Source organism: Zoogloea sp. JDB1, assembly GCF_056724025.1.
Window position 1 is genome coordinate 3,730,318 of record NZ_CM161496.1, and the last position, 24,580, is coordinate 3,754,897.

Here is a 24,580-nt window from a genome sequence, read left to right on the forward strand (position 1 = left end):
GGAAATTTCTATTGCAGGCTCGATCCGCAATGGATGGCCAGCGGGCGTGGCCGCTCGAGCCTTCCGGCTTTCACGAGCCAGGGCGGCGGCGTGCCCTGCAGGACCAACTGGATCTGATCCAGGGCCCAGGGCGCGTCCATCGGGCTCCCATAACCCAGCGGATGGACGCCGAGGTGCATGAGGCGCGCCGCATTGGATGTGCCCACGCCGACGGTCAGCAGCAGATGGCAATCGGCAATGCACTCCGCCCGCCATCGGTTCCCGTCGTCCGCGGCCTTGGCGGCCGCCGTTCCGCGCACGTCGATCAGCCGCCTTTCCGTCGCGCTCAACTGGAAGATCAGGAAACGCAGGCAGGCGTTGAAGAAGCCGTCCAGCTGCAGCCCCGAGTCGGACGCAATGGCGATGCGGATGGAGCCTGGCATGTCGCCATCCTCATAGCGCTGGATCGGCGGAATCGTGGTGTCGATGATGTTCACGGTCGCCCGGTCCGCCAGAAAGGCCAGCGCCTCCCGCAGCTGCGGCCGCGGCAGCTGCGGGAGGCGTCCGCCGGGTGCGGCCCGCAATTGCGCCACTGTCAGCGAGCGGAGCTTGCGGTCGGTCAGCGGAAACCCCAGTAGCGCGATCAGGGTTTGAACCGCGTCGGCCACCGGCACACCCGGTAACGCGCGGGCCGCCAGGCCGATGCGCAGCGCGAGCTCCGCCGAAAGTCTGGACGTCATACCGCGGCCTACAGCGGCGTAATGGCGCCGGACGCGCATTCGGCGAGGCAGGCCGGATCGCCATCGCATTCGGTGCAGGTTTCGGGGTTGATGGAATAGACGCCGCTCTTCTTCAGCACCGAGCGGGTCGGGCACACCGGCTTGCAGTCGCCGCACAGGCTGCAGGCATCCGGATCGATCATCATGGCCATGGCGAACTCCAGGCTGCGGTCCGGCGCGGCATTCGGGGGCAGTAGCCCCCGTGCCTGCCGGACAGGGTGGGCGGAACGGGCCTCAGGCGACGGCCAGTTCAGCGGCGGTCTTGCCGACGATGGACTCGTCTTCCTGCTCCATGATCCCGAACTCCATCAGCAGTTCTTCGAGGCCGTCCATTTCCAGCGGCGTCGGGATCACCAGCTTGGTGTTGTCGATCACCTTGCGGGCCAGCGCGCGGTACTCGTCGGCCTGCTTCGCGGTCGGGTCGTACTCGATGACGGTCATGCGGCGGATTTCGGCGTGCTGCACGACGTTGTCGCGCGGCACGAAGTGGATCATCTGGGTGCCCAGGCGCTCGGCCAGGGCCATGATCAGCTCGTCTTCACGGTCGGTCTTGCGGCTGTTGCAGATCAGTCCGCCCAGACGCACGCTGCCGGAGTTGGCGTACTTCACGATGCCCTTGGCGATGTTGTTGGCGGCGTACATGGCCATCATTTCGCCGGAGCAGACGATGTAGATTTCCTGAGCCTTGTTCTCGCGGATGGGCATGGCGAAGCCGCCACACACCACGTCGCCGAGCACGTCGTAGAACACGAAGTCCAGGTCTTCGTCGTAGGCGCCTTCTTCTTCCAGGAAGTTGATGGCGGTGATCACACCACGGCCGGCGCAGCCGACGCCGGGCTCCGGGCCACCGGATTCAACGCATTTCACATCGCCGAAGCCGGTCTGCAGCACGTCGTCGAGCTCCAGGTCCTCCACCGAGCCAGCCTCGGCGGCCAGGTGCATCACCGTCGTCTGGGCCTTGCTGTGGAGGATCAGGCGGGTGGAGTCGGCCTTCGGGTCGCAGCCGACGATCAGTACCCGCTTGCCGGCCTCTGCGAGCGCGGCGACCAGGTTCTGGGTGGTGGTGGATTTGCCGATACCGCCCTTGCCGTAAATGGCGCATTGACGCAGTTTCTTGCTCATTTCTATTACCCCTTTTGATTGAATGAAGACTGGCGCAAATTGCTCAGCAAGGGGCATGCCATTATTCTTTAATTGCTTTTTCCTTTTATTTTCGCGCCCTTCTGAATTGGAAATTCAATTTCCGGAAATAAAACCGTTCGTTTGAGTACAACGCCGTCCAACCGGTGTTCGCCTCTGTGCAAGCAGCGCAAAAAGCATCGGAGCCTGAAATGAAAAAGGCCGGATAAATGGACAACCCAAGAGTCCATTTATCCGGCAAGGCTCCGAGCGCTCCCCTGTTGCGGTGGATGGCACGCCCCCCGCGGGAAGACCGGTCAGGCTAAATCGTCCATTGAGGTGATCAGTTGATGAATGACTGTCGGGTTGAGGGCGGTTGACTCCACGTCCCACGTTCCGTCGGCAAGGCTGTCGAAGCACTCGGGTGATTTCTCCTGCCGTGCCACGGCGCGGTCCACCCAGGCCAGTCCGCCGTAATGCAGCGCAAAGCTGACCTCGTTCAGCAAGTCCATGATCTCGTGGCCGTTGTCCACGATGATCGGTTGCACGTCGAGGGCCATCAGGCGGCGTATCGACGATGCGCCGATGGATGCTGCATAGACCGCAGCGCAGCCCTTCAGGAAGTCCAGCTTGGCGATCACCTTGTCTTCCGGCGGTTTGTCCGGTGGGGGCAATATGTCCTCGGGCGCGGGGGCGTAGGGTTGCGACGGCAGGTGGGCCACCCCCTGCAGTTCCCGCGGTAGCCCCTTGTCCTTGTTGCTGCCCTTCATTTCCGCCTTGATGAACTCTCCGATGCCGACGAGGCTGGCCCGCCCGGGCTCCACGTCGAACAGGACGAGGCGATCCGCAGCACCGAAATGGAGATCGACCTTTTGCTGGTCCGTTGAGGCAAATGCAATGCGTAACATGGGATCTCCTTCAACCGAGAAGTGTTGATGCGCCGGACGCGGCGACCGGGACGTGTCCGTCCATTTCCGGAGGGCGCTCCTTTCCGTAGAAGGAGCGGTATGGCGCAATTTCCGGGCGTGCGGCACCGGCGAGATTGGCGAGGTCGAACAGCGCCTGGCGGCTCCCGTCGTAGCCGACCCATTTGCGAGCTGAGCCGCCGAAGATGTCGTACAGCGGGAAGCCGGCCCGGAGTAGCGGAATGCGCAGCCTCTCCGCGATGTCCGCGCCATGGGAGTTGGCGATCAGCACCTGGGCCTTGCCCGCCTGGGCCCGCGCTTCCAGGTCTTCCAGGTCGCCGACGACGACCGCTTCGATCGGCAGATCGACCAGCCCTTCCGCACGGCTCGACGCTACCGCGGCGACCACATGGATGCCGACGCCGGTCAGGAAGCGGGCCAGCATGCCCAGGTGGTCAGGGTCGGCGGCTACGCCAAGGCGCAGGGCGCCGAGCACGAAGTGGGTGTCGACCATCGCATCGAGCAGCTGCTCGCGCAGCCGGTCGATCCGGTCCGGGACGGAGCGCCCGGAAATGCCGGCCAGCGCCTCGGTGAAGGCATCGCATGCCGCCAGCCCCATCAGCCCTTCGAAGCGGTGATCCGGCACGCCGGTGCGGGCTTTCAGCCGATCCGCAGCGGTGAAGACCGACGGGCCGACGGCCAGCGTGGCGACGGACTTGCCCATTGTCGCCACATCGATGCGCGACACGCCGCCGCGCGACAGGGTCGAGAAGCCCGCCGGGTCGAAATGCCCATCCAGGCTGCCGCCCAGGTCCGGCAGCATCACCGGACGCAGGCCGAAAGCCTCGACCCAGGCCCGCACGGCTTCGGCGTCCCCCGGCGTCAGCATCGACGACAGCAACACGTTCACCTGCCGGGGCCGGTAGCCGGCTACCCGGCCCTCCGGCACCAGGTGCTCGATGACGGCCTCCAGCGCGCGCGCGTAGCCGCTCTCCAGGCTGCCGAGGGTGTCAGGCGTGTTGATCGGGATCACGCTGATGTCCATGAATTCCGGACTGCTGCGCTGGAACTCCTTGACCGTCCGCGCGATGTCGGCCCCCTGGGTTTCGGTCAGACCGGTGGTCATCAGGCCGATCACTTCCGGGTTGTTGAGTTCGGCCACCGTCCGCAGCGCTTCGACGACGCTGCTGTCAGCGCCCATCACCGTCACCACCTGGTCCATCGCGGTGGTCTGCAGTGCTACCGGTTCGCGGAAGTGGCGGGTGAAGAAAACCTTGCTGAAGGCGGTACAGCCCTGGGCGCCGTGCTGCAGCGGCACCGCCTGGTCCAGCCCCAGCACGGCCAGGGTGGCGCCCATCGGCTGACTGACCTTGAGCGGATTGACGGTCAGCGGCTTGTTCGAGATATGTACCATCGCCATGTCAGTCCCCTCAGGCGCAAGCCAGGGCCATGGCGGGCCGCCGGTGCCAGGCCGGCTTGCGGACGAGCTGGGCCCAGATCGGATTGTCGATTACGTCGGCGATGTGCTGCGCCAGTTCGACGAGGCCGTCGTAGCCGGCATAACCGAAATCCCGCTCATGGTTGATGTCGAGAAAAGGGATGCCGGATTTGAGCGCCGGATACAGGTAGCGGCCACCGGCGAAGAGGATGTCGACGCCGTACTCGCGGCAGGTCTCCATCAGCGTGCCCTGGTCGTTGTTGCCGATCATGCGGGCTTCGGGGCCCATCAGCGCACGGATGCGGGCGCGGTCTTCCTCGGTGGACTTCTCGGTGCCTGTCGCCACGACGTCCATGCCCAGGTCCTGCAAAGCCGACACGATGGACCAGGATTTGACGCCGCCGGAGAAGATCAGCGCCCGCCGTCCGGCCAGGCGATTGCGGAACGGCGCGAGGCGCTGGGCCACCCCACCCTCTTCCCGGCCGATCACGACCTCGGTGCGCACGCGGAAGTCCGCATCGCCAACCAGGCAGGCGAGATCCCGCAAAGCCTGGGAGGTGTCTTCCACACCGTAGAAGCTGCCTTCAAAGAACGGGGTGCCGTAGTCCTCCTGCAGCTTGCGCGCCACGTTGAGCATCGCCTTGGAGCAGACCACCATGTTGGCCTGCGCCCGGTGCATGGTCTGCACTTCATGGAAGCGCGCGTCGCCGGACAGCGTGCACAGGATGCGCAGGCCCAGTTCGTCGAACAGGGGCGCGACGCGCCAGAACTCGCCGGCGATGTTGTACTCGCCGATCAGATTGATGTCATGGGTCGGCAGGCCGTCCGGGCGCGGCCGGGCCGGTGCGGGCTCGCGGGTTCCGATCACGTGGCGATACAGCGTTTCGCCGGCAATCCGGTTGCCGAGGCTCTTGCTGCCGTAGAAGCCGGCACAGTCCACCGGGACGACCGGGATCTGCCAACGTTGGGCGGCGACCTTCGCCACTGCGGCCATGTCGTCGCCATGCAGGGCCGGCACGCAGGTCGTATAGACGAAGACCGCCGCGGGGCGATAACGCTCGACCGCCTGTCCGATGGCGTGGAACAGCTTCTTCTCGCCGCGACCCATCACCACGTCGATATCCGAGAGATCTGTGGTCATCCCCAGCCGATAGGTGTCCGGGCCTGACGAGCGTGTTCCGCGCGCATCCCACGAGCTGCCGGAACAGCCAATGGGGCCGTGGACGATGTGGGCCGCATCGGCGATCGGCAGCAGCGCGATCTGCGCGCCGTCGAAGGCGCACCCCCCCTGGGTCGCACCCGGTTTCGACTTGGCACAGCCGGTCTTGCCCTTGTTGTTGTGGGCGCAGGCGGGCTCGTCGAGCAGGGCCTGGATTTCATCTGCGTTCATGGTCGTATCCCTTCAGCCATTCGGCGCCGGTTGGTCGGTTTCAGTCGTGGTCCTTGAAATCAGGATTTGCTGCCCGCTGGGCAAGCTGGCGGGCATGCTCCTTTTCCTGCTCGGTCAGCAAGGAATCCCGCACCCGATTGAAAAAGGGGTTCAAATAGGCATCCAGCCAATTGAACAGCGGAGAGCGTTCCTTGATGGCGTTCTTCCTGAATCGCAAGCAGCGGTAGCACATTGGAGAGCGCGCGGGATGATCCTCGGCGCGGATCGCGTAAGCGAAGGCAAATGCCCGAATGCCGGTAGCCAGCACCTCTCGGAATGCGCGAAACCACCAGGCGCGCCGGTAACACAATTGCTCGAGGCGAATGGTGCAAATGCGGCACGAGGCGGTGCTTTGCACCTGAAATACGGGCAGTGCATCGGATGGCATTTCAAACTCCCGGGTGAACCGGCTTATTGCGATGAGCGCAATTCAGCAAGCTCCGGGCCACCTGATGGCCGTCAGCGAAAATGGGACTGAAATCGAAAAGCGAAATGCCGCCGATCCGCAGCAATAGGCGGATTGCGGCGTGAGGCGGGATGACTCTCGAAGGCGCGCAGCGGAAAGGGTGCTATGAATTCAGGTACATTCCGGAACGCTTCAAAGGACAGACGCACATCCGCGTTCCGCCCGGAAATACTCCCGGACTATTTCTTCCCGCCCCAGGGCAGGCGCTGCTTCTGTGCCTCGTCGTGCCAACGCTCTTCTTCCTCGTGGATGTAGCGCTGCGTTGTGCGGGCGTCCGTATGGCGGGCGTCCTTCTGCACGAAGCGCTCGTTGATGCCGCTGTCGAGTTTGGCGGTGATGCCAGTGTGGCGCCCCCAGTGGGCCGACGCGGCGCGCAGCTTTTCCTTCTTGTGCTCCGCCTCGGGCGGCAGCAGCTCCGCCGCGGCACTGAAGATCTGCTTGAGGACCTGGTTCAGGCGGCGGGCGGTGATCGGGCTGCCATCTTTCACCGACACCAGCAGCGGCGTGTTGTCGTCCCGCCGCGGCACCGCCGTGAGGCCCAGATGCTTGCGGTAGCGGATCAGCGCCTGCAGCATGTCATCGGCCACCGGCACCTTGGCCTTCTTGCCGCCCTTCCCCACCACGTGCCACCACCACAGCCCGCGTTCCTCGCGGAAGCTGTTCATGCGGTGGGATTCCAGTTCGCCAGCGCGGGGCGCCAGCATGTACAGGATGGCGGCGATGAAGCGGGCCCGCTCATATTCGTCACGGCCCCGTTCGACGTCCCGCGGCATTGCCTCGATGGCGGATGTCACCGCATCCCACATCTGCTGGTCGAGAAAACGTTCGACCTTCTCCATCTCCTCGGTCTGCGCGACGGCCCGCAGCGGACCGGTGACCTCGCCGGACATCTTGCGGCGGCGCTGGCGGATCAAGCCCAGCGGATTGCCCTGCAGGTAGCCCGCATCCACCAGGTAGGTCATCAGCGAATTGATGGCCGCCATCGCGGTGAGCACGGCGCTCTCGCTGAGCGGGCCGACGAAGGGGCGCCATTTCTCCGACATGCGGTTGACCTTGGCGCCGCACCACAGCGCGGACGGCTGCGGGTCGGCGAGGAAGTTCAGATAGCCCTCGAAATCCTGCCGGTTGAGGCTGGACAAGGGTCGCCCGCAATCCACCAGCGACCACAGCAGCAGCCGCTCGCACTCCCGTTGGTAGATCCGGTAGGTGCCCGGCGAACGATCGTACTCGGACAGGAAGCAGCGGATCGCGTCCGCATCCGTGGTGGCCTGGATCTGCAGGCGCGCCGGGTCGGCGCGGTTGGCACCGTCGTGGCCATCGAGCCCGGCGGGAACGGAGATCTCGTCCAACGGACGCAGCGGCACTACGGTGGTGTAGGTGATGGACATGGACAGTGATGTATCCGGCTGGATGCGAATCAGCTCGATGGACGGACGACATGAGACTACTGGACTTGCGTACAGTAGATTACTGTATATAATTACAGTTATCGAGAACGCGGAGCCCGGATCGAGCCGTCGATCAGCTTCATGTGCATCCGCGCATTCGCCCAGCCGGGCTTCAATATCGTGTTGAGGAGTCGATGATGGAAACCTTGATTTGCCGCATTCTGATGGTCACGGGTGTTCTGGTCGGTGTGCTTCTGGCCGGGGGCTACGGCATGCAGGCTGCCGTCCCTGCGCTGCTGGCGCTGGTTGGGGTCGGCGTGCTGCGTCAGGTGGCACCCTCCCTCCCCTGGCGCCTGGATCACGGCAGGCGTTACCGTTATCGCGTCAATTGATCTCGAGCTGCAGTTTGCCGGCCCGGGCTTTCCGTTCGGCCTGAATCAGTTCGACGATGTCCGTGTTGCGGTTCTTGCCTGCCCAACTTTCGGCGTTCTCGTTCTGGTCGTTCTTCCAGTCGATGTTTGCGTCAGCCTTCAACAGCGCGCGCACGACGTCCTCGTGTCCGTTGCGGGCGGCAAACATCAGCGGCGTCGACTGATTAGGTGCCAGAACATTGGGGTTGGCACCCTTTTCAAGCAGCAGATTGACGACGGCCAGGCGACCTTCGAAGGCGGCGTATAGCAAGGGATTCCAGCCCGGATGGTCGAAAGCGGCGCCGGCCTCCAGCAGTTGCTGTGCGATTCCGGTGAAACCGCGAAGGCTGGCCAGCATCAGCGCACTATCGCCGGCGCTGTTCCGCGCATCCAGCTTGATGCCGCGCTGCTTGAGCAGCTCGGCAACGACCTTGGGCTGCTCTTCACGCGTGGCGAGGATCAGCAGGGTGTTGCCGCTGGGATCGCTCGAATTCACGTCCATGCCCTGTCTCACTAGCTGCGCCACTTCGGCGGCATCGCCGAGTTTGGTGGCGTTGAAAAGGTCGTCCAGGGAGGCCGCGGCGGCCGGAACGCACAGTTGAACGCTGATCAGGCAGGCGCCCAGCAGGCGCATCGCACGAAGCTTGAAAACGGAGTTCATGACGGTTGTGCGTCCTTGAAGAGCCTGAAGAAATTACGGGTCGTCAGCTCGGCGATCTGTTCCAGGCTCTCGCCACGGGCCTTGGCCACCGCTTCCGCAACATGGCGGACATAGGCCGGCTGGTTGGTCTTGCCACGGTACGGCATCGGTGCCAGGTAGGGAGAGTCGGTTTCCACCAGCAGACGGTCGGCCGGCACGTAGCGGGCCACGTCCCGCAGGGCTTCGGCGTTCTTGAAACTGACGATGCCGGAGAAGGAAATATGGAAGCCCAGGTCGAGGGCCTGCTCGGCGACTTCGCGGGTTTCCGTGAAGCAGTGCATCACGCCACCGGCGGCGCCCGCGTCTTCCTCGCGCATCAGGCGGATCGTGTCGGCGGCGGAATCGCGGGTATGGATGATCAGCGGCTTGGCGCTGCGGCGGGCGGCGCGGATGTGGGTACGGAAGCGCACCCGCTGCCATTCCGGCGCGTCCTTGTGCCAGTAGTAATCGAGCCCGGTCTCGCCGATCGCCACCACCTTGGGATGGGTGGCCAGGGCCAGCAGGCGTTCTTCGTCCGGCTCTTCGCAGTCGGCGTTGTCGGGGTGCACGCCGACGGACGCGAACACATTGGCGTGGCGTTCCGCCAGGGCCAGAATGCCCGGCAGGGTTTCCAGCTTCACGCTGACGCACAGCGCGTGGGTCACGCCGTTGTCGGCCATGCGGGCCAGCACTCCGGCTTCGTCGTCGATCAGATCGGGGAAATCGATGTGGCAGTGGGAATCAACAAGCATTGCAGCGCAATCGGAAATGAAACGGGCGGATCAGATCGTATGAGTGGGACGCGACGAACCCAGGTGCCCGGCCAGAATCTGCTCGATCCGGTTGCGCAGCACCTGCCCGGCTTCGTCCTCGCTGAACTTGACTCCGATACCCTGGGTCTTGTTCCCCTGGGCACCGGCCGGAGTCTGCCAGATCACCGTGCCGGCCACCGGATGCTTGGTGGGATCGTCCATGATCTGCAGCAGCATGAAGATCTCGTCGCCGAGCTTGTATTCGCGGGCCGTGGGCACGAAGATCCCGCCGTTCTTGATGAACGGCATGTAGGCGGCATAGAGCGCCGACTTGGAGCTGATATTCAGGGACAGGACGCTGGGCCGGGCCTGGGCCGGCCGCCTAGCGGGTTCATTCATCGGCGCACCGTCGTCGCGGTCGCCTGGATACTCCGGGCGTACCGCAGAAGCATGTCTTCGAGAAAGAGTCGCGCGTTGAGCGGATGCTGAGCCACGCGGCGCGACTGGGTGATGTCATTGTAACAGCCGAGGGCCGTATCAACGGACAGCCTGTCCGCGATGGCCTGCAGTGCGCTCAGCCGGGTTGGGAAGAAACGCACCGGACCACCGAGGCGAAGGCTGACAAGGTCGGCGATCCAGCGCTGCAGCCAGCTCGTGAGGGTAGCCATGTCGAGCCCGCTGGACTGGGCATCCTTGCTCTTGAGCCAACTGTCCCACTCCCCGGCCAGACGCAGCGGCGCCTTGGCCGGCACCGCGCTCACATCGGCAACGAAACGCCGCAGTGCCGCCGCGCCACCGCCTTCCGCCAGTTCCGACGCGGCCAGCGGCATGCCGCCGGCAAAGGCGAGCAAGGCTTCTGCATCGGCAACCTGGCGCTCGGCCAGCCAGCGGGCGGCCGTGTCGGCCGGCGGGCGGGAGAAGGCCCAGGTCTGGCAGCGGCTGCGGATGGTCGGCAGCAAACGCTTTGGCGACGACGATACAAGCAGAAACTGCACGTTGGTGGTCGGCTCTTCCAGCAGCTTGAGCAGCGCATTGGCGGTGAACACATTCATCGCCTCTGCCGGATCGACGATGACGACCCGCTGGCTGCCCCGATGCCCGCCAGTGGTCAGTGTCTGCTGCAGATCGCGGATCTGTTCGATGACGATCTGGCGGCTGGCCGCCTTGCCGCCTTCCAGCTTCTCGGCGGCGCCTTCGCCGCGCTCCTCCTGGTCGGCTTCCGGTACCACGCGTATCAGGTCCGGGTGATTTCCGGCCTGACGCCACAGACAGTCGTCACAGATTCCGCAGGCGTAGCCATCCGGCCCGGGATTCGCACACAGCACGCGGGCTGCCAGCGCCTCGGCGAAGATCCGTTTGCCGCCACCGGCCGGGCCGGCGAACAGCAGCGCGTGGGGCATGCGTTCAGCCCGATCCAATGCCCGCTGCCACAGAGGCTTCTGCCATTCGAAGATCATTGGAAACAGTTCCGCAGGAGGATGTCCGCCACCTCGGCACGGATGGTTTCCGGGTCATTACCTGCATCCACCACCTTCACGCGCAGGGGGGCCGCAGCGGCGCGCTTGAGATAGGCGTCCCGCACACGGGCGAAGAAATCGGCCTGTTCCCGCTCGAAGCGGTCCGGTGCATTGCCGGTGCCGGCGAGACGCTGGGCGGCCACTTTCGGGTCGAGATCGAAGATCAGCGTGAGGTCCGGCTGCAGGTGCGGATGCACCCACTGCTCAAGGGCCGCGAAACGGCCCTCGTCCAGCCCGCGCCCACCGACCTGGTAGGCGTAAGTCGCATCGGTGAAGCGATCCGACACCACCCACTTGCCTTCCGCCAGGGCCGGTTCAATGCGCTGCGCCAGGTGTTCCCGGCGCGACGCGAACATCAGCAGTGCTTCCGTCTCCAGGTGCATCGGCTCGTGCAGCACGATCTCGCGCAACTTTTCGCCGAGCGGCGTGCCGCCCGGCTCGCGGGTCTGTACGACCTCGATGCCACGGGATTCGATCAATGCGACGGCCGCGGCGATCTGGCTGCTCTTGCCGGCACCGTCGATGCCTTCGAAAGTAATGAAGCGGGATTTCACGGGTTGCGTTTCCGGATGTACTGGGCCACGGCCCGGTTGTGTTCGTCGAGGGTGCGCGAGAAGGCGCTCGATCCGTCACCACGGGCGACAAAATACAGGTATTGAGTGCGCGCCGGGTGGAGCGCCGCCTGCAGCGCGGCAACGCCCGGCATTGCGATCGGCGTCGGCGGCAGGCCGGGCCGCGTGTAGGTGTTGTACGGCGTGTCGTTCTGCAGGTGTTGCTTGCGCAGGTTACCGTCGAAGTCCGAGCCGAGGCCGTAGATCACCGTCGGATCGGTCTGCAGCAGCATGCCGGCCTGCAGGCGGTTGAGGAAGACCGAGGCCACCAGCGGTCGATCCTTGGCCTGCCCAGTCTCTTTCTCGACGAGGGAGGCCATGATCAGCGCTTGATAGGGGTTCCTGTAGGGCAGCCCGCCAGCCCGCTGCTTCCACTCCCTCAGCAAGACCTTCTGCTGCTGCCGGTAGGCCCGGCGCAGGATGTCCAGGTCGCTGCTGCGCTTGGAAAACAGGTAGGTGTCGGGAAAGAACAGGCCTTCGGGATGAGTAGCGGCGGCGCCGATGCGCTCCAGGATCTCCGCGTCGGCAAGGCCCACGCTGTCGTGGCGCAGGTCGGGATGGCGATCCAGCGCAGCCCGGAACTGGCGGAAATTCCAGCCTTCGATCAGCGGCAGCTCCGCCTGCGTGACGTCCCCGCGGGTCAGCTTGTCGAGCAGCCCCAGCGGCGTGACGCCCGTCTCGACCTCGTAGCTTCCGGCCTTGATCCCGTTGGCCTGCCGGGTCATCCTGGAAAGGAGGATAAGGCCGAAAGGCTCCACATCGACGCCCGCGTCGACGAGCTGGCGAGCCACCTGCTTCATCGGCGAGCCAGGTTCGATGGTGAAATCAAGGGGACTTTGGCGCAAATGCACCGGTGCGTGTGCGAACCATGCCAATAGTCCGACGGCGCCGACAGCGCACAGCAGGACCAGGGTCAGCAAGCGAAAAAACAGGCGCTTCATCAGGGAACTTGGCGCGTCGGGAACGAACGAATGCAGTGAAGAAAGGAGGATGTCCTGGCAGATTCACGAGGGCTTGATTATTGCTTCGAAAGCGCTGGCACCCCGCGTGCGGCAGCGCCCATAATAGCGCAAACCGCTTTGAGACTCGTTTTTGCGACAGGACAAGACTGATGAACGCAACTTGGCAAAATTATCTGGGCGCGAAAGGCGCGAGTTTTTCCGACTTCTCCGTCAAGTTCCATGAAGACGAACGGCAGGATGTGATCCTCGCCGCCCAGGGTACCGTAGTGGTGCCGCTGCAGCACCTCGGCGCGATTCGCGCCAGTGGCGAAGACGCCAGCGTGCTGCTCCACAACCTCTTCTCCAACGACGTGAAGAAGCTCGGCCCCAACGAGGCCCAATTCACCAGCTTCAACAGCCCGAAGGGCCGCATGCTCGCCAACCTCCTGCTATGGCGGGAAGGCAGCGACTACCTGCTGACCCTGTCGGCGGACATCCACGCCGCGATCCTGAAGAAGCTGTCCATGTACATCCTGCGTTCCAAGGTGCGCCTGATGGACGACAGCGGTGACAGCGTGCTGATCGGCCTGGCCGGCCCGCAGGCGGGTGCGGCGCTCGAGGCCGCCGGACTGCACATCCCCGGTGCGCCGCGGGCCACCGCATCCGGCATCGCCACCGTCGTGCGCCTGGATGGGGCACGCTTCATCGTTTCCGCACCGCTGTCCGAAGCCTCCGGGCTGTGGGAAAAGTTTGTCGCGTCCGGTGCCGTGCCGGCGGGTTCCGCGGCGTGGCAGTGGATCGACATCTGCGAAGGCCTGCCGGTCGTCACACAGCCGATCCAGGAAGAGTTTGTCGCCCAGATGCTCAACTACGAGCTGATCGGCGGTGTGAGCTTCAACAAGGGCTGCTACCCGGGCCAGGAAATCGTCGCCCGCACTCATTACCTGGGCAAACTCAAGAAGCGCATGTTCCGCGTGCATGCGGACATCGCCGCGGCGCCGCTGGCCGGTACCGATGTGTATTCCCCCGAGTTCGGCGAGCAGTCCGCCGGCAAAGTGGTCAGCGCGGCGCCCGCGCCCGAGGGCGGTTACGACGTGCTGGTGGTGCTGCAGACATCGAGCGCCGAATCGACAGAAGTCCACCTGGGCTCGCCGGCCGGCTCCATCGTGCAGTTCCTTCCCCTGCCCTACGCCCTGCCCTGAGTCCCTTCCTTGGCCCTGTCCCATTACTACATCTACTACCCGGTACGGATCGGCACTGAAGCCGATCTGGCCCGGGTACTCCATCTGCTGCAGGCCGACATCCACCGGGAAACCGGTGTCGCCGGGCGCTTCCTGCGCAAGGCCGACGATCCCTGGACGTGGATGGAGATCTACGAGGACGTGGGCGCCCCGGCAGAGTTCGAGCGCAGCCTCGAACAGGCGGTCGAGCGCCAGGGCGTGGCCCGCTTCATCGCGGATGACGGCCGCCGTCACACTGAACGTTTCATCCCATGTGCCTGATCCTGCTGGCCTGGCAGGCACATCCGGACTTTCCGCTGGTGGTGGCTGCGAATCGGGACGAGTTCTTCACCCGCCCGGCTGCTGCCGCCGCCTGGTGGCCTGAACGCCCGTCGATCTTTGCCGGGCGCGATCTCGAAGCGGGCGGCACCTGGCTCGGTGTGACCCGTGACGGGCGTTTCGCCGGCCTGACGAATTTCCGCGATCCCCAACGCCAGCGTGACGGACGACCGTCCCGCGGCCATCTGGTCACGGATTTTCTCGCCAGCGCTGAAAGCACGGCCTCCACCCTCGAACGGCTGCGCCACGAGGGCCCGCAATACAACGCCTTCAACCTGCTGATGTCCGACGGTGAATCCCTCGGCATCTACGAGAGCGAAAGCGGTGCGGCGCACATCCTGCAACCCGGGCTTTATGCGCTGTCCAACCACCTGCTCGACACGCCCTGGCCAAAGGCCGTGGCCGGCAAGTCCCGGCTCGGCAAAGCTCTGTGCGCGCTGCCGAACACCGCGCCGCTGGAAGCGCTGCTGCGGGACGACCGCCCCGCCGCCGATGCCAGCCTGCCGCGTACCGGCGTAAGCCTGGCCTGGGAGCGCATGCTGTCGAGCGCCTTCATCCGCGCGCCCGGCTACGGCACCCGCTGCTCGACGCTGATCCGCCAGGATCGTCACGATGCAGTACAGGTCGTCGAGATCAGCTGGAACGACGTAGGCATCGAGACAGGCCGCATCGCCGAGACCTTCCGGATCGCACGGGTCTGAGCCCCGCGCCTATAATTCGCCCCTTGTTTCCGCTGCAGCACCGTTCCGCATGACTGCCTCACCCTCCTTCCGCGACCTCCTGCCCGCTTTCGACGTCCATGCCAAGGCCAAGCCCGGCCAGCGCCTGGACCTCCCGGCCTGTACCGGCTCCTCCGACGCGCTGGCGATCGCCCGTCTGGCGGGAGGTGGGCGGATGCTGGTGGTGGTGACGGCCAATCCGCTGGATGCCCAGCGCCTGTCCGACGAGATCGCCTGGCTGGCGCCCGGCCTGCGCACGCACTTGCTGCCGGACTGGGAAACGCTGCCCTACGACAGCTTCTCGCCGCACCAGGACCTGATCTCCGAGCGCCTGTCCACGCTCTACGCAATCAGCCGCGGCGAAGCCGACATCGCACTGGTGCCGGCCTCCACCGCGCTGTACCGATTGGCGCCGCCGGCCTTCCTCGCCGCCTACACCTTCTTCCTGACGCAGGGCGAGAAGCTCGACGTGGAGCGCCTGCGCATGCAGATGACGGTGGCTGGATACGCCCACGTCACCCAGGTCATGTCGCCCGGCGAATACAGCGTGCGCGGCGGCCTGGTGGACCTCTACCCGATGGGCGCCGCGCTGCCCTACCGCATCGATCTGTTCGACGAGGAAGTGGAGAGCATCAAGACCTTCGACCCGGACACCCAGCGCACGGTGTTCCCGGTGAAGGAAGTCCGCCTGCTGCCGGCCCGCGAGTTTCCGATGGACGAGACTGGCCGCACGCGTTTCCGCGGCCGCTTCCGCGAGGCCTTCGAGGGCGACCCTTCGCGCAGCCCGATCTACAAGGATGTCTCCCACGGCATTGCGCCGGCGGGCATCGAGTACTACCTGCCGCTGTTCTTCGACGAGACCGCGACGCTCTTCGACTACCTGCCCGGCAACGCGCCGGTGCTGCTCCACCGCAACGTGCCGGGTGCCATCGAGGCCTTCTGGAAGGACGCCCGCAGCCGCCACCAGCTGCTCGGTGGTGACAAGACCCGGCCGATCCTGCCACCGGACCAGTTGTTCCTGTCTGAAGAAGCCTTCTTCGTCGCTCTCAAGGAGCGCACCCGCCTGGCCATCCCGGAAACAGGCGGCGACGGCCCGACCCAGGCGTTGCCGGATGTGTCCGTGGAGCGCAAGGCCAGCGATCCGCTGCACCGCCTGAAGGCATTCACCAACGGTTTCCCGGGCCGCGTGCTGATCCTTGCCGAATCGGCCGGCCGCCAGCAGACCATCGCCGAGTTCTTCGCCGAGTACGGCCTGAAGCCAGCGGCGACGGCGGATTTCGACGCCTTCCTCGGCGGTGACACGGGTCTTGCCCTTGGCACCGGGCCCCTGGCGGCAGGCTTCATCCTGCCGGAAGCCAGGCTGGCGGTCGTCACAGAATCGGAGCTCTACGCCGCCACCGCCCGCACGCGCACCCGTCGTGACAGCCGCAAGGCGGCCACCGTCGAAGGCTGGCTACGCGACCTGTCCGAGTTGAAGGAAGGCGATCCGGTCGTCCACTCCAGCCACGGCATCGGCCGCTATATGGGCCTGGTGCACATGGACCTCGGCGAAGGGCAGACTGAGTTCCTGCACCTGGAATACGCCAACGGCGACAAGCTCTACGTACCGGTCGCCCAGCTGCATGTGATCACCCGCTACGCCGGTGCCGATCCGGAAGCGGTCAGTCTGCACACCCTCGGCTCCGGCCAGTGGGAGAAGGCCAAGAAGAAGGCCGCCCAGCAGGTCCGCGACACGGCCGCCGAGCTGCTCGCGCTGTACGCCCAGCGGGCGGCACGCAAGGGCCACAAGTTCGACTTCAAGCAGCACGACCTGGAGGCCTTCGCCGAAGGCTTCGGCTTCGAGGAGACACCGGACCAACTGGCCGCCATCGAGGCCGTCATCGCCGACATGAAGTCCGGGAAGCCGATGGATCGTCTTGTTTGCGGCGACGTGGGCTTTGGCAAGACCGAAGTCGCGCTGCGCGCCGCTTTCATCGCGGTGGCCGATGGCAAGCAGGTGGTTGTGCTGTGCCCGACAACACTGCTGGCCGAACAGCACTACCAGACCTTCGCCGACCGCTTCGCCGACTGGCCGATCCGGGTCGCCGAGCTGTCCCGTTTCAAGAGCGCCAAGGAACAGGCCGAGGCCATCAAGCAGCTCGGCGAGGGCAAGGTGGACATCCTCATCGGCACCCACCGGCTGCTGCAGAAGGACGTCACCTTCAAGCGCCTGGGCCTCGTCATCATCGACGAGGAACACCGTTTCGGCGTGCGCCAGAAGGAAGGCCTGAAGGCCCTGCGCAGCGAGGTGGACATCCTGACCCTCACCGCCACGCCGATCCCGCGTACGCTGGGCCTGGCGCTGGAAGGGCTGCGGGAATTCTCGGTGATCGCCACCGCGCCGCAGAAGCGCCTCGCCATCAAGACCTTCGTGCAACGCCACAGCAAGGGTATCGTCCGCGAGGCGGTGATCCGCGAATTCAAGCGCGGCGGGCAGGTGTACTTCCTGCACAACGAGGTCGAGACCATCGAGAACATGCGCGAATCCCTCGAGGAATTGCTACCCGAGGCGCGCATCGTGATCGGCCACGGCCAGCTGCCGGAGCGCGAGCTGGAGCGCGTGATGCGCGACTTCACGACGCAGAAGGCCAACCTGCTGCTGTGTACGACGATCATCGAGACCGGCATCAACATCCCGACCGCCAACACCATCATCATCAACCGGGCCGACCGCTTCGGCCTGGCCCAGCTGCACCAGCTGCGTGGCCGGGTCGGCCGCTCGCACCACCAGGCCTACGCCTACCTGCTCACCGACGCCCACGCCAAGCCGACCGCCCAGGCCCAAAAACGCCTGGAGGCGATCACCATGATGGAAGAGCTGGGTTCCGGCTTCTATCTGGCGATGCAGGATCTGGAGATCCGCGGCGCCGGCGAAGTGCTCGGCGAAAACCAGTCCGGCGAGATGCAGCAGGTCGGCGTCAGCCTGTACACCGAGATGCTCAAGCGTGCAGTGCGCGACCTGCAGCAAGGCAAGGAACCGGACCTGAGCCAGCCGCTGGAAGTGGTGTCGGAGATCAACCTGCATGCCCCCGCCCTGCTGCCCAACGACTACTGCAGCGACGTGCAGGAGCGGCTGACCCTCTACAAGCGTCTTGCCAACTGCGAGACGGAGGACGACCTGCAAGCCCTGCAGGAAGAACTCATCGACCGCTTCGGCGAGATGCCGCCGCAGGCCCACGCACTGCTCGAAACCCACCGCCTGCGCATGCTGGTCAAGCCTTTCGGCGTGGCCAAGCTGGACGCGTCCGAATCCCAGCTGTCGGTACAGTTCGAAGCCACCGCGCCGATCGATCCGACCAAGGTCATCCTGCTGATGCAGAAGGACCGCGGCATCCGCATGTCCGGCCCGGACAAGCTGGTACGCAAGCTGTCGATGCCGGACATCAAGGCACGGGTCAAGGCTGCCCGCGACCTGCTGGAGGCCGTGAAGGCCTGATTCGTCGCCGGGTCAGTCCTGATCGCGCTGGAGCATGGTAGTGAGCAGGTCGAGCAGCATGTCCGTCTCCAGCGGCTTGTCGCAGATGCCTGACACGCCGGCCTGCTCTACCGCGGCCAGGCGGCCGGCGTCCGATTCGCTGGTGACCATCAGGATCGGCACGGCTTGCTGCCAGCTGCGGGTTCGCACGTATTCGACGAGCTCCCGACCATCCATCTCCGGCATGTTGTAGTCGGTGACGATCAGGTCGACCATCGTGTCACCGAGCAGCACCACGGCCTCCCGCCCGTTATCCGCTTCGATGAAGTGCTGCAGACCCAGGTTGGACAGGATGCGCCGGATGAATTTGCGCGCATTGGGGCTGTCGTCCACCAGCAGTACGCGCACCTCCTCCAGGTCGACCTCGTTCTCCAGATCGCGTCGAGTGCCGAGCAGATCCATCGTGCGGCTGATCGCCCTGGCCAGCTGGGACGCATCGAAGGGCTTGGGCAGGATGCCGCACAGGCCGGCCTGCCGTACGGGGTCGAGGGCCTGCGGGCGGGTTTCGCTGGAAATCAGGATGAAGGCCACATCCTCAAGACGCGGATCGGTGCGCATCGCCGCCACCAGCTCGGTACCGGGCAGATCCGGCAGATAGAGGGCGCTGAGCACCACGTCCGGCCGCTCCACGCGCATCGCCTCCAGGGCTTCCGCGGAGCTGCCGACCGTGCGGACGCGAGTCAGTCCAATTTCCTCGCATTCCCGCTGGATGATCTTGGCCTGCAGGGTCGATGGCTCGACGAGCAGGAGCCGGGTGTTCTCGAATCGGGAAGCGGTGTTCGTCATTGTTTTTGTGCCTAACCAGTTTGGACGGCACTGTTAGCGAACAAAAATGAAAAAAATTGAGGTCGATCCGCTAAAAAATGGCGAAAACGGCGCTCATGGATCGATTGCCCCGGAGCGTGGACGGAGCGAAAGGCAAGAACAGAGGGCAAAAAAAAGCCGGCCAGGGGGGTGGCCGGACAAAAGCTGGGAGTCATCTACAGAACGACACCAGGATGGAGATGACTCATCAAGGTGTCGCGCCGTGAAGTTTAGCTATTCTGCATTTATATGCAAGTGAAATAATCACTTGAGAATGCCCCGGCAAGTCGCTAGAAGAACTCCAGTTCGCCACTTGACTCAACCTGCTGCTCTTCATGCCGCTCGACGCGGAAATCCAGTGTCTCGTTGCTTGCCACCTGCACGCACAGGGTCAGCCTGAAGCGGGCGGTGTCGTTGATCGTGGCCGTCAGCGCCATGATCTCGGTCGGCTGCAGGATCGCCACGTGATCCACACAGGCGCTTTCCAGGAAGAAGGGCGTCGACATGCCTGCATGAAAACGTGCCGACAGCCCGCGATTGACCGCGCCGCACACCATGTTCACAAATTCCGCGTAGGCATCGAACAGCACATTTTCGTCCAGCGTCCGCTCATCGAGACCCGCCAGCCCGGCCAGGTGGCTCCTCATCCCGCCGTCCCGCTCGAACTCGAACAGCGCAACGATCCTGAACAGGTAGGACGAAATGTTGAGCACCACCAGATCGGCGCTGGAGCCGCTCCCCGCCTCATCCCGGCCGGCGTGCGGATGGATCTCGCAGCGGTCCGACGCAGCATTCACGCTGTGCTCGCGAATGGCCTTGTCGAACAGCCATTCGATGGACTCCCGCGCATCCCGGCTAATCATGCGCCCCGTCCTGCCCGGCGACGATCCGGGCGATGCGGTCCGTGGTTGCGCCGAGCCCGAACAGCGCCGTGCGGATCATGTTGCCGCTGGCCTGCATGTCCTGGAAGGTAGTCGTAGTGATCAGGTCGTTCTTGTCCAGGTTGGTCTTGTAGTCCTGGGCCAGGCGTGTGGAGGTCAGCGCCAGGTCGCGCACGCCGTCGGCGACAACCGAGAAGCCCCGGCCCTGCTCGCCGGCGCGGGCCGCCTCGATGGACGCATTGAGGGCGAGCATCACCACGCTCTTGTTGATGTTCTGAAACTGCTCGTTCTGCTTCTTCAGCTCCTGGTTGTTGCGCAGGATGGCTTGCATCTCGCCGTGCCAGCGCTCCAGGCTGCGGATCATGCCCTGCAGGGACGCCACGTTCCCCTGCCAGGCGCCCTGCTCTGTGGCCAGCGCACTACGTTGCTCGGCCAGCTTCTGCTGGTGCGCCGCCTCCAGCGCCGCGAGGGCAGCGGCGCTCGCCGCCTCGGCCTCCTCGCGACTACGGGCGAGCGCCGCCTGGTGGCTGCCCTGCTGGGCTGCGAGGTGCTGCTCCAGCGCATCGATGCGCGCCTGCAGCGAGGCCCGCGTCGCTTCCGCCTCGGCCGGCGGGATGCGCGGCCCGAGCTCGTCGATGAGCCGGTCCCGCTCGGCCAGGGCCGAACGATGGCTCCTGCGGACCTGCGTCCATTTCGACCACCACACGGAGGTGGCGAGGCTGCCGCCGAGCAGCGCGACCAGGAAGGCGTTCAATCCCGTTTCCATCGATGTTTCCGCGTTCCCGCGCGCCTCAGCCGACCAGCTTCTTCAGCGAGCCGACCACCGCCGGGCCATTGAAGGGCTTGACGATCCAGCCCTTGACGCCGGCTGCCTTGCCGCGCTCCTTCATCGTCGGGCTGTTTTCGGTGGTCAGCATGATGATGTTGACGCTGGCGTTGCGCTGCTCGCTGCGGATCTTCTCGGCCATCGTCAGGCCGTCCATGTTGGGCATGTTCACGTCGCTGACGACCAGCTTGATGCCCGGGTCCGCCTTCAGCTTGTCCAGCCCGTCACGGCCATCCACCGCCGCGCTGACCGTCAGGCCGTTGGCCTTCAGGAAATCGCAGACTTCGTTACGGACCGTGCTGGAATCATCGACAACCAAAACCTGTGCCATGGGAAATACTCCTCAAAATTGAAAAACGGACGTTCAGAACAGTTCGAGTTCGCCGGATTCGACCAGCGCCTCGACGGACGGATTTTCGTGAAAGGCTTCCGGCGACCAGCTCAGGTTGAACACGAAGCGTTGGTACACCGGCACCGCCACATCCCCGCGGCCCTGCGGACGCAAGGTGTACTTGAAGCACAGCTGGGGATCCTCCGAGCCGAAGGAGATGTAGTTGCGGTGATGATTGATGATGATCGGCACCTGGGTCTGGCCGTGGAGCCCTGTGTCGGTCGTCCCCACATAGCGGTTCTTGAACGAACCCCAGATCAGGTTGGTGGCCTCGCCGAGCACGTTGTTGAGCTCGCGGAACCCCATCGGCTCGCGCTCTGCGCAGTCCTCGCCCAGCAGGCGCAGCAAGGCGCTCTCCGAGGCCTGCAGCATCATGTAGCCGCGACACCAGTTGCTCTCGATGGCGATCATCGTGAACACTTCGCCGTGGATGATCCGGTCCTTCACCAGGTAGGGGGTTTCCATGTCCACGTCGCAGCCGTGGAACAGGCTTTCCAGCGAAGCCCGCGTCATCTCCGCAATGCCGCGCACCAGATCGTTGGGATAGACCCGGCTGAAGATCGACGCATCGAGGGAGGCGCGCAGGTGTTGCAGGTCCTGCAGCGTGTAGGCGCAGCGGAACATCGCCGCGTCCCGCTCGGTCAGGCCGGCCACGCTGGCCGTCGCGTCGCGGCGCAGAAAAATCGGCAGTTCGGGGCGCAATGCGTGGATCTCCCGGGCCAGGCCCAGTCCTTCGCCAGCCGGGCCGCCGTAGTTCTCGTAAAGCATGATGCCGCCCAGGTCCACGTTGGAACGCAGGATGCCCATCACGCTGCCGGCGTCGCCATGCGGCCGGATGCCGAGCAGGCCGGCGTCACCGCAGAAAGCCTTGAGGCCGTCGAAATGCCCGACCGCGTCGTCGAGGATCAGCACCTTGCTGACGATCAGTTTGTCGCTGTTCATATCCATGCTCGTCCCCTCAAACCGCTGCCTGCAGAGCCTTGTCGGCCGCCGGAAGCTCCGCGTCGCGGGCGTCCGGCCCGATGTCCACACGTACTGCAAAGCTGTCGGGCAGGCTCACGACGATCTGGAACTGGCGGAAATCGGCGCCTTCGGCATCGTCCAGGAACATGATTTCGATGCGCCCGTGCTCGCGCTTCACGAAGTCGAGCACTGCGTCCATGCCGACGCCGCGGCCGGACACCTCGGTCACGTGGCTGGCCGTCGAGAAACCCGCCTGGAAGATCAGCCGGGCCGTCGTCACGTCGTCGAGCTGCGCATCCTCGCCGATCAGGCCCTTGTTGACCGCGATGCGGCGGATGCGCGCCAGCGCCAGGCCGCGCCCGTCGTCGCGCAGCGCCAGCTGGAACTGCCCGTCACGCACGCTCGCATCGAGGGAAATCAAGCCGGCCAGCGGCTTGCCGGCGGCAATGCGCTCGTCCACCGTTTCAAGGCCGTGATCCACCGCGTTGCGGATCAGGTGCATGAAGACGTTCTTCAGCAGGCTGCCGGCCTGGCTGCGCACCACGTAGCCGTTGTCGTCGATGGAAACCATCGGCACCACCTTGCCGAGTTCCCGGGCCAGCGACGGCAGGGAATCGAAGATGCCGGACAGCACGTGGCTGATGGATTCGGTGCCGAGCAGGCGCAGCACGCGATGCACCTCGTCACGGGCGGCGACCAGTTCCCGCATGTTGCCGGTGTTCACCGTTTCCAGGCGCTGCAAGGTGTGCTGGATCTGCTCCCGGTCCACCATCAGGTAGCGCTCGACGCCGCCACGACGGCCCGGCCCCTTGCGGCCCAGACTGACCTCATTGATGCGGGCGTAACGTTCCACCTCGGCGCGCACGCCGTTCAGCTCTTCGAGCAGCTGTTCCTGGTCCCAGGCGATGGCCGGGCGCGTACCCCGCAGAGCCTCGTAGGTCTGTTCCGCCTCGTGCACCAGGTTGGTCAGGTGCAGCAGGCCGTAGGTCCGGGCGTTGCCCTTGATGGTGTGCATGTTGCGGAACAGGCGGTCGACGGTGCCGGTCTGCGCCTCGTCGCGCTGGCGGATCAAGGCTTCGTTCTCGTCCACGAACCTGAGGGCGCCGGCGATGAACTCATGGAACTTCTCCTGGCTGACCGCCAGGATCTCGCCGATGATCTCCAGCTCGCGCTTCTGCTCGTTGGCCTCGGCGGCCAGCTTGCGCAGCTCGGTCACATCGCGCACGCACAGCAGCAGGCGCACGGTGTTGCCGTCCGCATCGGTGATCGGTGACCAGTTGAGGTCGAGGATCTTCACCTTCCCGTCGGCCAGGGTCTTCTCGATCTCGCCGGGCAGCAGGTGGGCGTTGAACTCGAAATTCATCGCGTCCTCGCCGATGCAGGCGCCGCCGACGGCCTCGATCTGCGACAGCAGATCGGAACCCAGGTTGGTACCGGAAAACACCAGCTCCATCATGTCGCGCCCGGCGATGTCCTGCGTCTCGAAGATGCTCTCGAGGTAAGCCGAATACTCCGGATGCACGCGGTTGCCGTCGGCAATGGTCAGGATGCCCTGGGGCATGTTCTGCAGCATGGTCTGGATGTCGGCAGTCTTCTGGCGCAGCTGCGCCGAGCTTTCCTCGATCTTGGCGAGCATCGTGTTGAAGGCAACGATGGAGCGGCCGATCTCGTCCTCCCGCTCGACCGGCAGGCGGCGGCTGAAGTCCTGGCTCGTCGCGATCTCGGTCATCATCGACTGCATGCGGCCGATCGGCCGCACCACCTGGCGGTACAGCATGCCGCCGACCGCCGCGAGGATCGCCAGCGCAGTCAGCGCCGCCGCCGAAATGCCGGTCACGGTCTGCGCCAGGCTGTCGTTGAGGGCGGTGATGGCGCCGTCCTTGCTGCGGTTCTTCTCGATGCGCAGGGTTTCGACGACCGACTGGATCTCGCGCTGGTACTCGCCCACTGCACCGAACAGGGCGGCCTCGGCCATCTCCTTCTGGCCGGACAGCTTGAAGCGGGTCGCGTCGTCGATGGCCGCAAAATAGTTGTCCAGGCTTTCCCTCGCCTGTACGACGAGGCCCCGCTGGGTGTCGCTGGTGGCTTGTGCGCCCTGCTGTTCGATGGCCTCCTTGAGGGCCGCCTTGTCGGTCTTCAGTTTGTCCTCGGTCTGCAGCGCCAGCTTGGCGTCCGGCGCGGAGACCAGCTCCATCGTCGTCAGCTGGACGTCCTTCAGGTGGGCGACCAGGTCGGCCGACGCCAGTGCACTGGGCACGATGCCCTCGGTGACGATGCGCACTTCGGAAGCGTTCCAGCGGGACTGCAAGGCGGCATAACCGCCGATGGACAGCATCGCCGTCAGGCTCAGGACGACCAGCAGGATGATGCGATGTCGGATATTCATGCTTGGTATCAATAGGAATGGACAAAGCCGCGTCGCCCCTTCCATCGCACCCGGAACCGAACGGCCGGCACCGCGAAACAGAAAGAAACGATCTGCGGGAGCGCCGGAGTATGTATATCTTTAG

Annotated in this window: 25 protein-coding genes; 5 read left to right on the top strand and 20 right to left on the bottom strand. The window is 65.0% G+C overall.

The window, feature by feature from the left end; genetic code table 11:
* Positions 1-8: 8 nt before the first annotated feature.
* The 8 genes from AC1PPK_RS16875 to AC1PPK_RS16910 all read right to left on the bottom strand — a co-directional run bounded on the left by AC1PPK_RS16875 (position 9) and on the right by AC1PPK_RS16910 (position 7,503).
* Positions 9-719, bottom strand: coding sequence for a dinitrogenase iron-molybdenum cofactor N-terminal domain-containing protein (locus AC1PPK_RS16875; RefSeq protein WP_481114169.1), 711 nt, complete (start codon positions 717-719; stop codon positions 9-11).
* 8 nt (positions 720-727) lie between these two features.
* Positions 728-910, bottom strand: coding sequence for a 4Fe-4S dicluster domain-containing protein (locus tag AC1PPK_RS16880; RefSeq protein ID WP_481114170.1), 183 nt, complete (start codon positions 908-910; stop codon positions 728-730).
* A gap of 82 nt (positions 911-992) precedes the next feature.
* Complete coding sequence (gene nifH, locus AC1PPK_RS16885; protein ID WP_481114171.1) at positions 993-1,880, bottom strand: nitrogenase iron protein; 888 nt, start codon at positions 1,878-1,880, stop codon at positions 993-995.
* A 314-nt stretch (positions 1,881-2,194) separates the two neighbouring features.
* A complete protein-coding gene (locus AC1PPK_RS16890) occupies positions 2,195-2,785 on the bottom strand; it encodes a NifB/NifX family molybdenum-iron cluster-binding protein (RefSeq protein ID WP_481114172.1) in 591 nt (196 codons plus the stop codon).
* A gap of 10 nt (positions 2,786-2,795) precedes the next feature.
* Entirely contained in the window at positions 2,796-4,202 is a 1,407-nt protein-coding gene (gene nifN / locus AC1PPK_RS16895) for a nitrogenase iron-molybdenum cofactor biosynthesis protein NifN (RefSeq protein ID WP_481114173.1), read from the bottom strand.
* Between the two features lie 10 nt (positions 4,203-4,212).
* Entirely contained in the window at positions 4,213-5,610 is a 1,398-nt protein-coding gene (gene nifE / locus AC1PPK_RS16900; RefSeq protein ID WP_481114174.1) for a nitrogenase iron-molybdenum cofactor biosynthesis protein NifE, read from the bottom strand.
* A gap of 40 nt (positions 5,611-5,650) precedes the next feature.
* Positions 5,651-6,037 carry a hypothetical protein gene (locus AC1PPK_RS16905; protein ID WP_481114175.1) on the bottom strand — a complete coding sequence of 129 codons (387 nt, stop codon included), beginning with the start codon at positions 6,035-6,037 and terminating at the stop codon, positions 5,651-5,653.
* 257 nt (positions 6,038-6,294) lie between these two features.
* Positions 6,295-7,503, bottom strand: coding sequence for a tyrosine-type recombinase/integrase (locus AC1PPK_RS16910; RefSeq protein ID WP_481114176.1), 1,209 nt, complete (start codon positions 7,501-7,503; stop codon positions 6,295-6,297).
* Positions 7,504-7,697: 194 nt separating this feature from the next.
* Here AC1PPK_RS16910 and AC1PPK_RS16915 point away from each other — a divergent pair, with 194 nt between their 5' ends.
* The gene (locus AC1PPK_RS16915; protein ID WP_481114177.1) at positions 7,698-7,895 is read left to right on the top strand and encodes a hypothetical protein; all 198 of its coding nucleotides are present in this window, start codon (positions 7,698-7,700) and stop codon (positions 7,893-7,895) included.
* On the opposite strand, the gene AC1PPK_RS16920 is transcribed toward AC1PPK_RS16915, so the two are convergent.
* From AC1PPK_RS16920 to mltG, 6 genes are read right to left on the bottom strand one after another with little or no spacing between them, the layout of a single operon-like run.
* Positions 7,888-8,574 carry an ankyrin repeat domain-containing protein gene (locus tag AC1PPK_RS16920; RefSeq protein WP_481114178.1) on the bottom strand — a complete coding sequence of 229 codons (687 nt, stop codon included), beginning with the start codon at positions 8,572-8,574 and terminating at the stop codon, positions 7,888-7,890. The two genes, AC1PPK_RS16915 and AC1PPK_RS16920, sit on opposite strands and share 8 nt — an antisense overlap.
* The gene (locus tag AC1PPK_RS16925; protein ID WP_481114179.1) at positions 8,571-9,344 is read right to left on the bottom strand and encodes a TatD family hydrolase; all 774 of its coding nucleotides are present in this window, start codon (positions 9,342-9,344) and stop codon (positions 8,571-8,573) included. The genes AC1PPK_RS16920 and AC1PPK_RS16925 overlap by 4 nt, the downstream gene beginning before the upstream one ends.
* Before the next feature lie 30 nt (positions 9,345-9,374).
* Positions 9,375-9,743, bottom strand: coding sequence for a PilZ domain-containing protein (locus tag AC1PPK_RS16930; protein ID WP_481114180.1), 369 nt, complete (start codon positions 9,741-9,743; stop codon positions 9,375-9,377).
* A complete protein-coding gene (gene holB / locus AC1PPK_RS16935; protein WP_481114181.1) occupies positions 9,740-10,801 on the bottom strand; it encodes a DNA polymerase III subunit delta' in 1,062 nt (353 codons plus the stop codon). The genes AC1PPK_RS16930 and holB overlap by 4 nt, the downstream gene beginning before the upstream one ends.
* A complete protein-coding gene (gene tmk / locus AC1PPK_RS16940; RefSeq protein ID WP_481114182.1) occupies positions 10,798-11,415 on the bottom strand; it encodes a dTMP kinase in 618 nt (205 codons plus the stop codon). Before tmk ends, holB begins: the two co-directional genes overlap by 4 nt.
* Positions 11,412-12,413: an endolytic transglycosylase MltG gene (gene mltG / locus AC1PPK_RS16945; RefSeq protein WP_481114183.1), complete on the bottom strand. Its 1,002-nt coding sequence runs from the start codon at positions 12,411-12,413 to the stop codon at positions 11,412-11,414. The genes tmk and mltG overlap by 4 nt, the downstream gene beginning before the upstream one ends.
* 170 nt (positions 12,414-12,583) lie before the next feature.
* Here mltG and ygfZ point away from each other — a divergent pair, with 170 nt between their 5' ends.
* The 4 genes from ygfZ to mfd are packed head-to-tail and all read left to right on the top strand — an operon-like array spanning position 12,584 to position 18,166.
* On the top strand, positions 12,584-13,615 hold the full coding sequence (gene ygfZ, locus AC1PPK_RS16950; protein WP_481114184.1) for a CAF17-like 4Fe-4S cluster assembly/insertion protein YgfZ: 1,032 nt from the start codon (positions 12,584-12,586) through the stop codon (positions 13,613-13,615).
* Positions 13,616-13,624: 9 nt separating this feature from the next.
* Complete coding sequence (locus AC1PPK_RS16955) at positions 13,625-13,915, top strand: DUF4936 family protein (RefSeq protein ID WP_481114185.1); 291 nt, start codon at positions 13,625-13,627, stop codon at positions 13,913-13,915.
* Positions 13,906-14,673, top strand: coding sequence for an NRDE family protein (locus tag AC1PPK_RS16960; RefSeq protein WP_481114186.1), 768 nt, complete (start codon positions 13,906-13,908; stop codon positions 14,671-14,673). The genes AC1PPK_RS16955 and AC1PPK_RS16960 overlap by 10 nt, the downstream gene beginning before the upstream one ends.
* 49 nt (positions 14,674-14,722) lie before the next feature.
* A complete protein-coding gene (gene mfd / locus AC1PPK_RS16965) occupies positions 14,723-18,166 on the top strand; it encodes a transcription-repair coupling factor (protein WP_481114187.1) in 3,444 nt (1,147 codons plus the stop codon).
* A 12-nt stretch (positions 18,167-18,178) separates the two neighbouring features.
* Here the strand turns inward: mfd and AC1PPK_RS16970 are convergent, their stop codons facing one another.
* The 6 genes from AC1PPK_RS16970 to AC1PPK_RS16995 all read right to left on the bottom strand — a co-directional run bounded on the left by AC1PPK_RS16970 (position 18,179) and on the right by AC1PPK_RS16995 (position 24,456).
* Positions 18,179-18,991, bottom strand: a complete 813-nt coding sequence (locus AC1PPK_RS16970; protein ID WP_481114188.1) for a response regulator — start codon at positions 18,989-18,991, stop codon at positions 18,179-18,181.
* Between the two features lie 308 nt (positions 18,992-19,299).
* A complete protein-coding gene (locus AC1PPK_RS16975) occupies positions 19,300-19,872 on the bottom strand; it encodes a hypothetical protein (protein WP_481114189.1) in 573 nt (190 codons plus the stop codon).
* Positions 19,865-20,656, bottom strand: a complete 792-nt coding sequence (locus tag AC1PPK_RS16980; RefSeq protein WP_481114190.1) for a methyl-accepting chemotaxis protein — start codon at positions 20,654-20,656, stop codon at positions 19,865-19,867. Before AC1PPK_RS16980 ends, AC1PPK_RS16975 begins: the two co-directional genes overlap by 8 nt.
* 25 nt (positions 20,657-20,681) lie before the next feature.
* Positions 20,682-21,047 carry a response regulator gene (locus tag AC1PPK_RS16985; protein ID WP_481114191.1) on the bottom strand — a complete coding sequence of 122 codons (366 nt, stop codon included), beginning with the start codon at positions 21,045-21,047 and terminating at the stop codon, positions 20,682-20,684.
* A 33-nt stretch (positions 21,048-21,080) separates the two neighbouring features.
* Entirely contained in the window at positions 21,081-22,055 is a 975-nt protein-coding gene (locus tag AC1PPK_RS16990) for a chemotaxis protein CheX (protein ID WP_481114192.1), read from the bottom strand.
* A 10-nt stretch (positions 22,056-22,065) separates the two neighbouring features.
* Positions 22,066-24,456: a HAMP domain-containing protein gene (locus AC1PPK_RS16995; RefSeq protein WP_481114193.1), complete on the bottom strand. Its 2,391-nt coding sequence runs from the start codon at positions 24,454-24,456 to the stop codon at positions 22,066-22,068.
* Positions 24,457-24,580 lie beyond the last annotated feature (124 nt).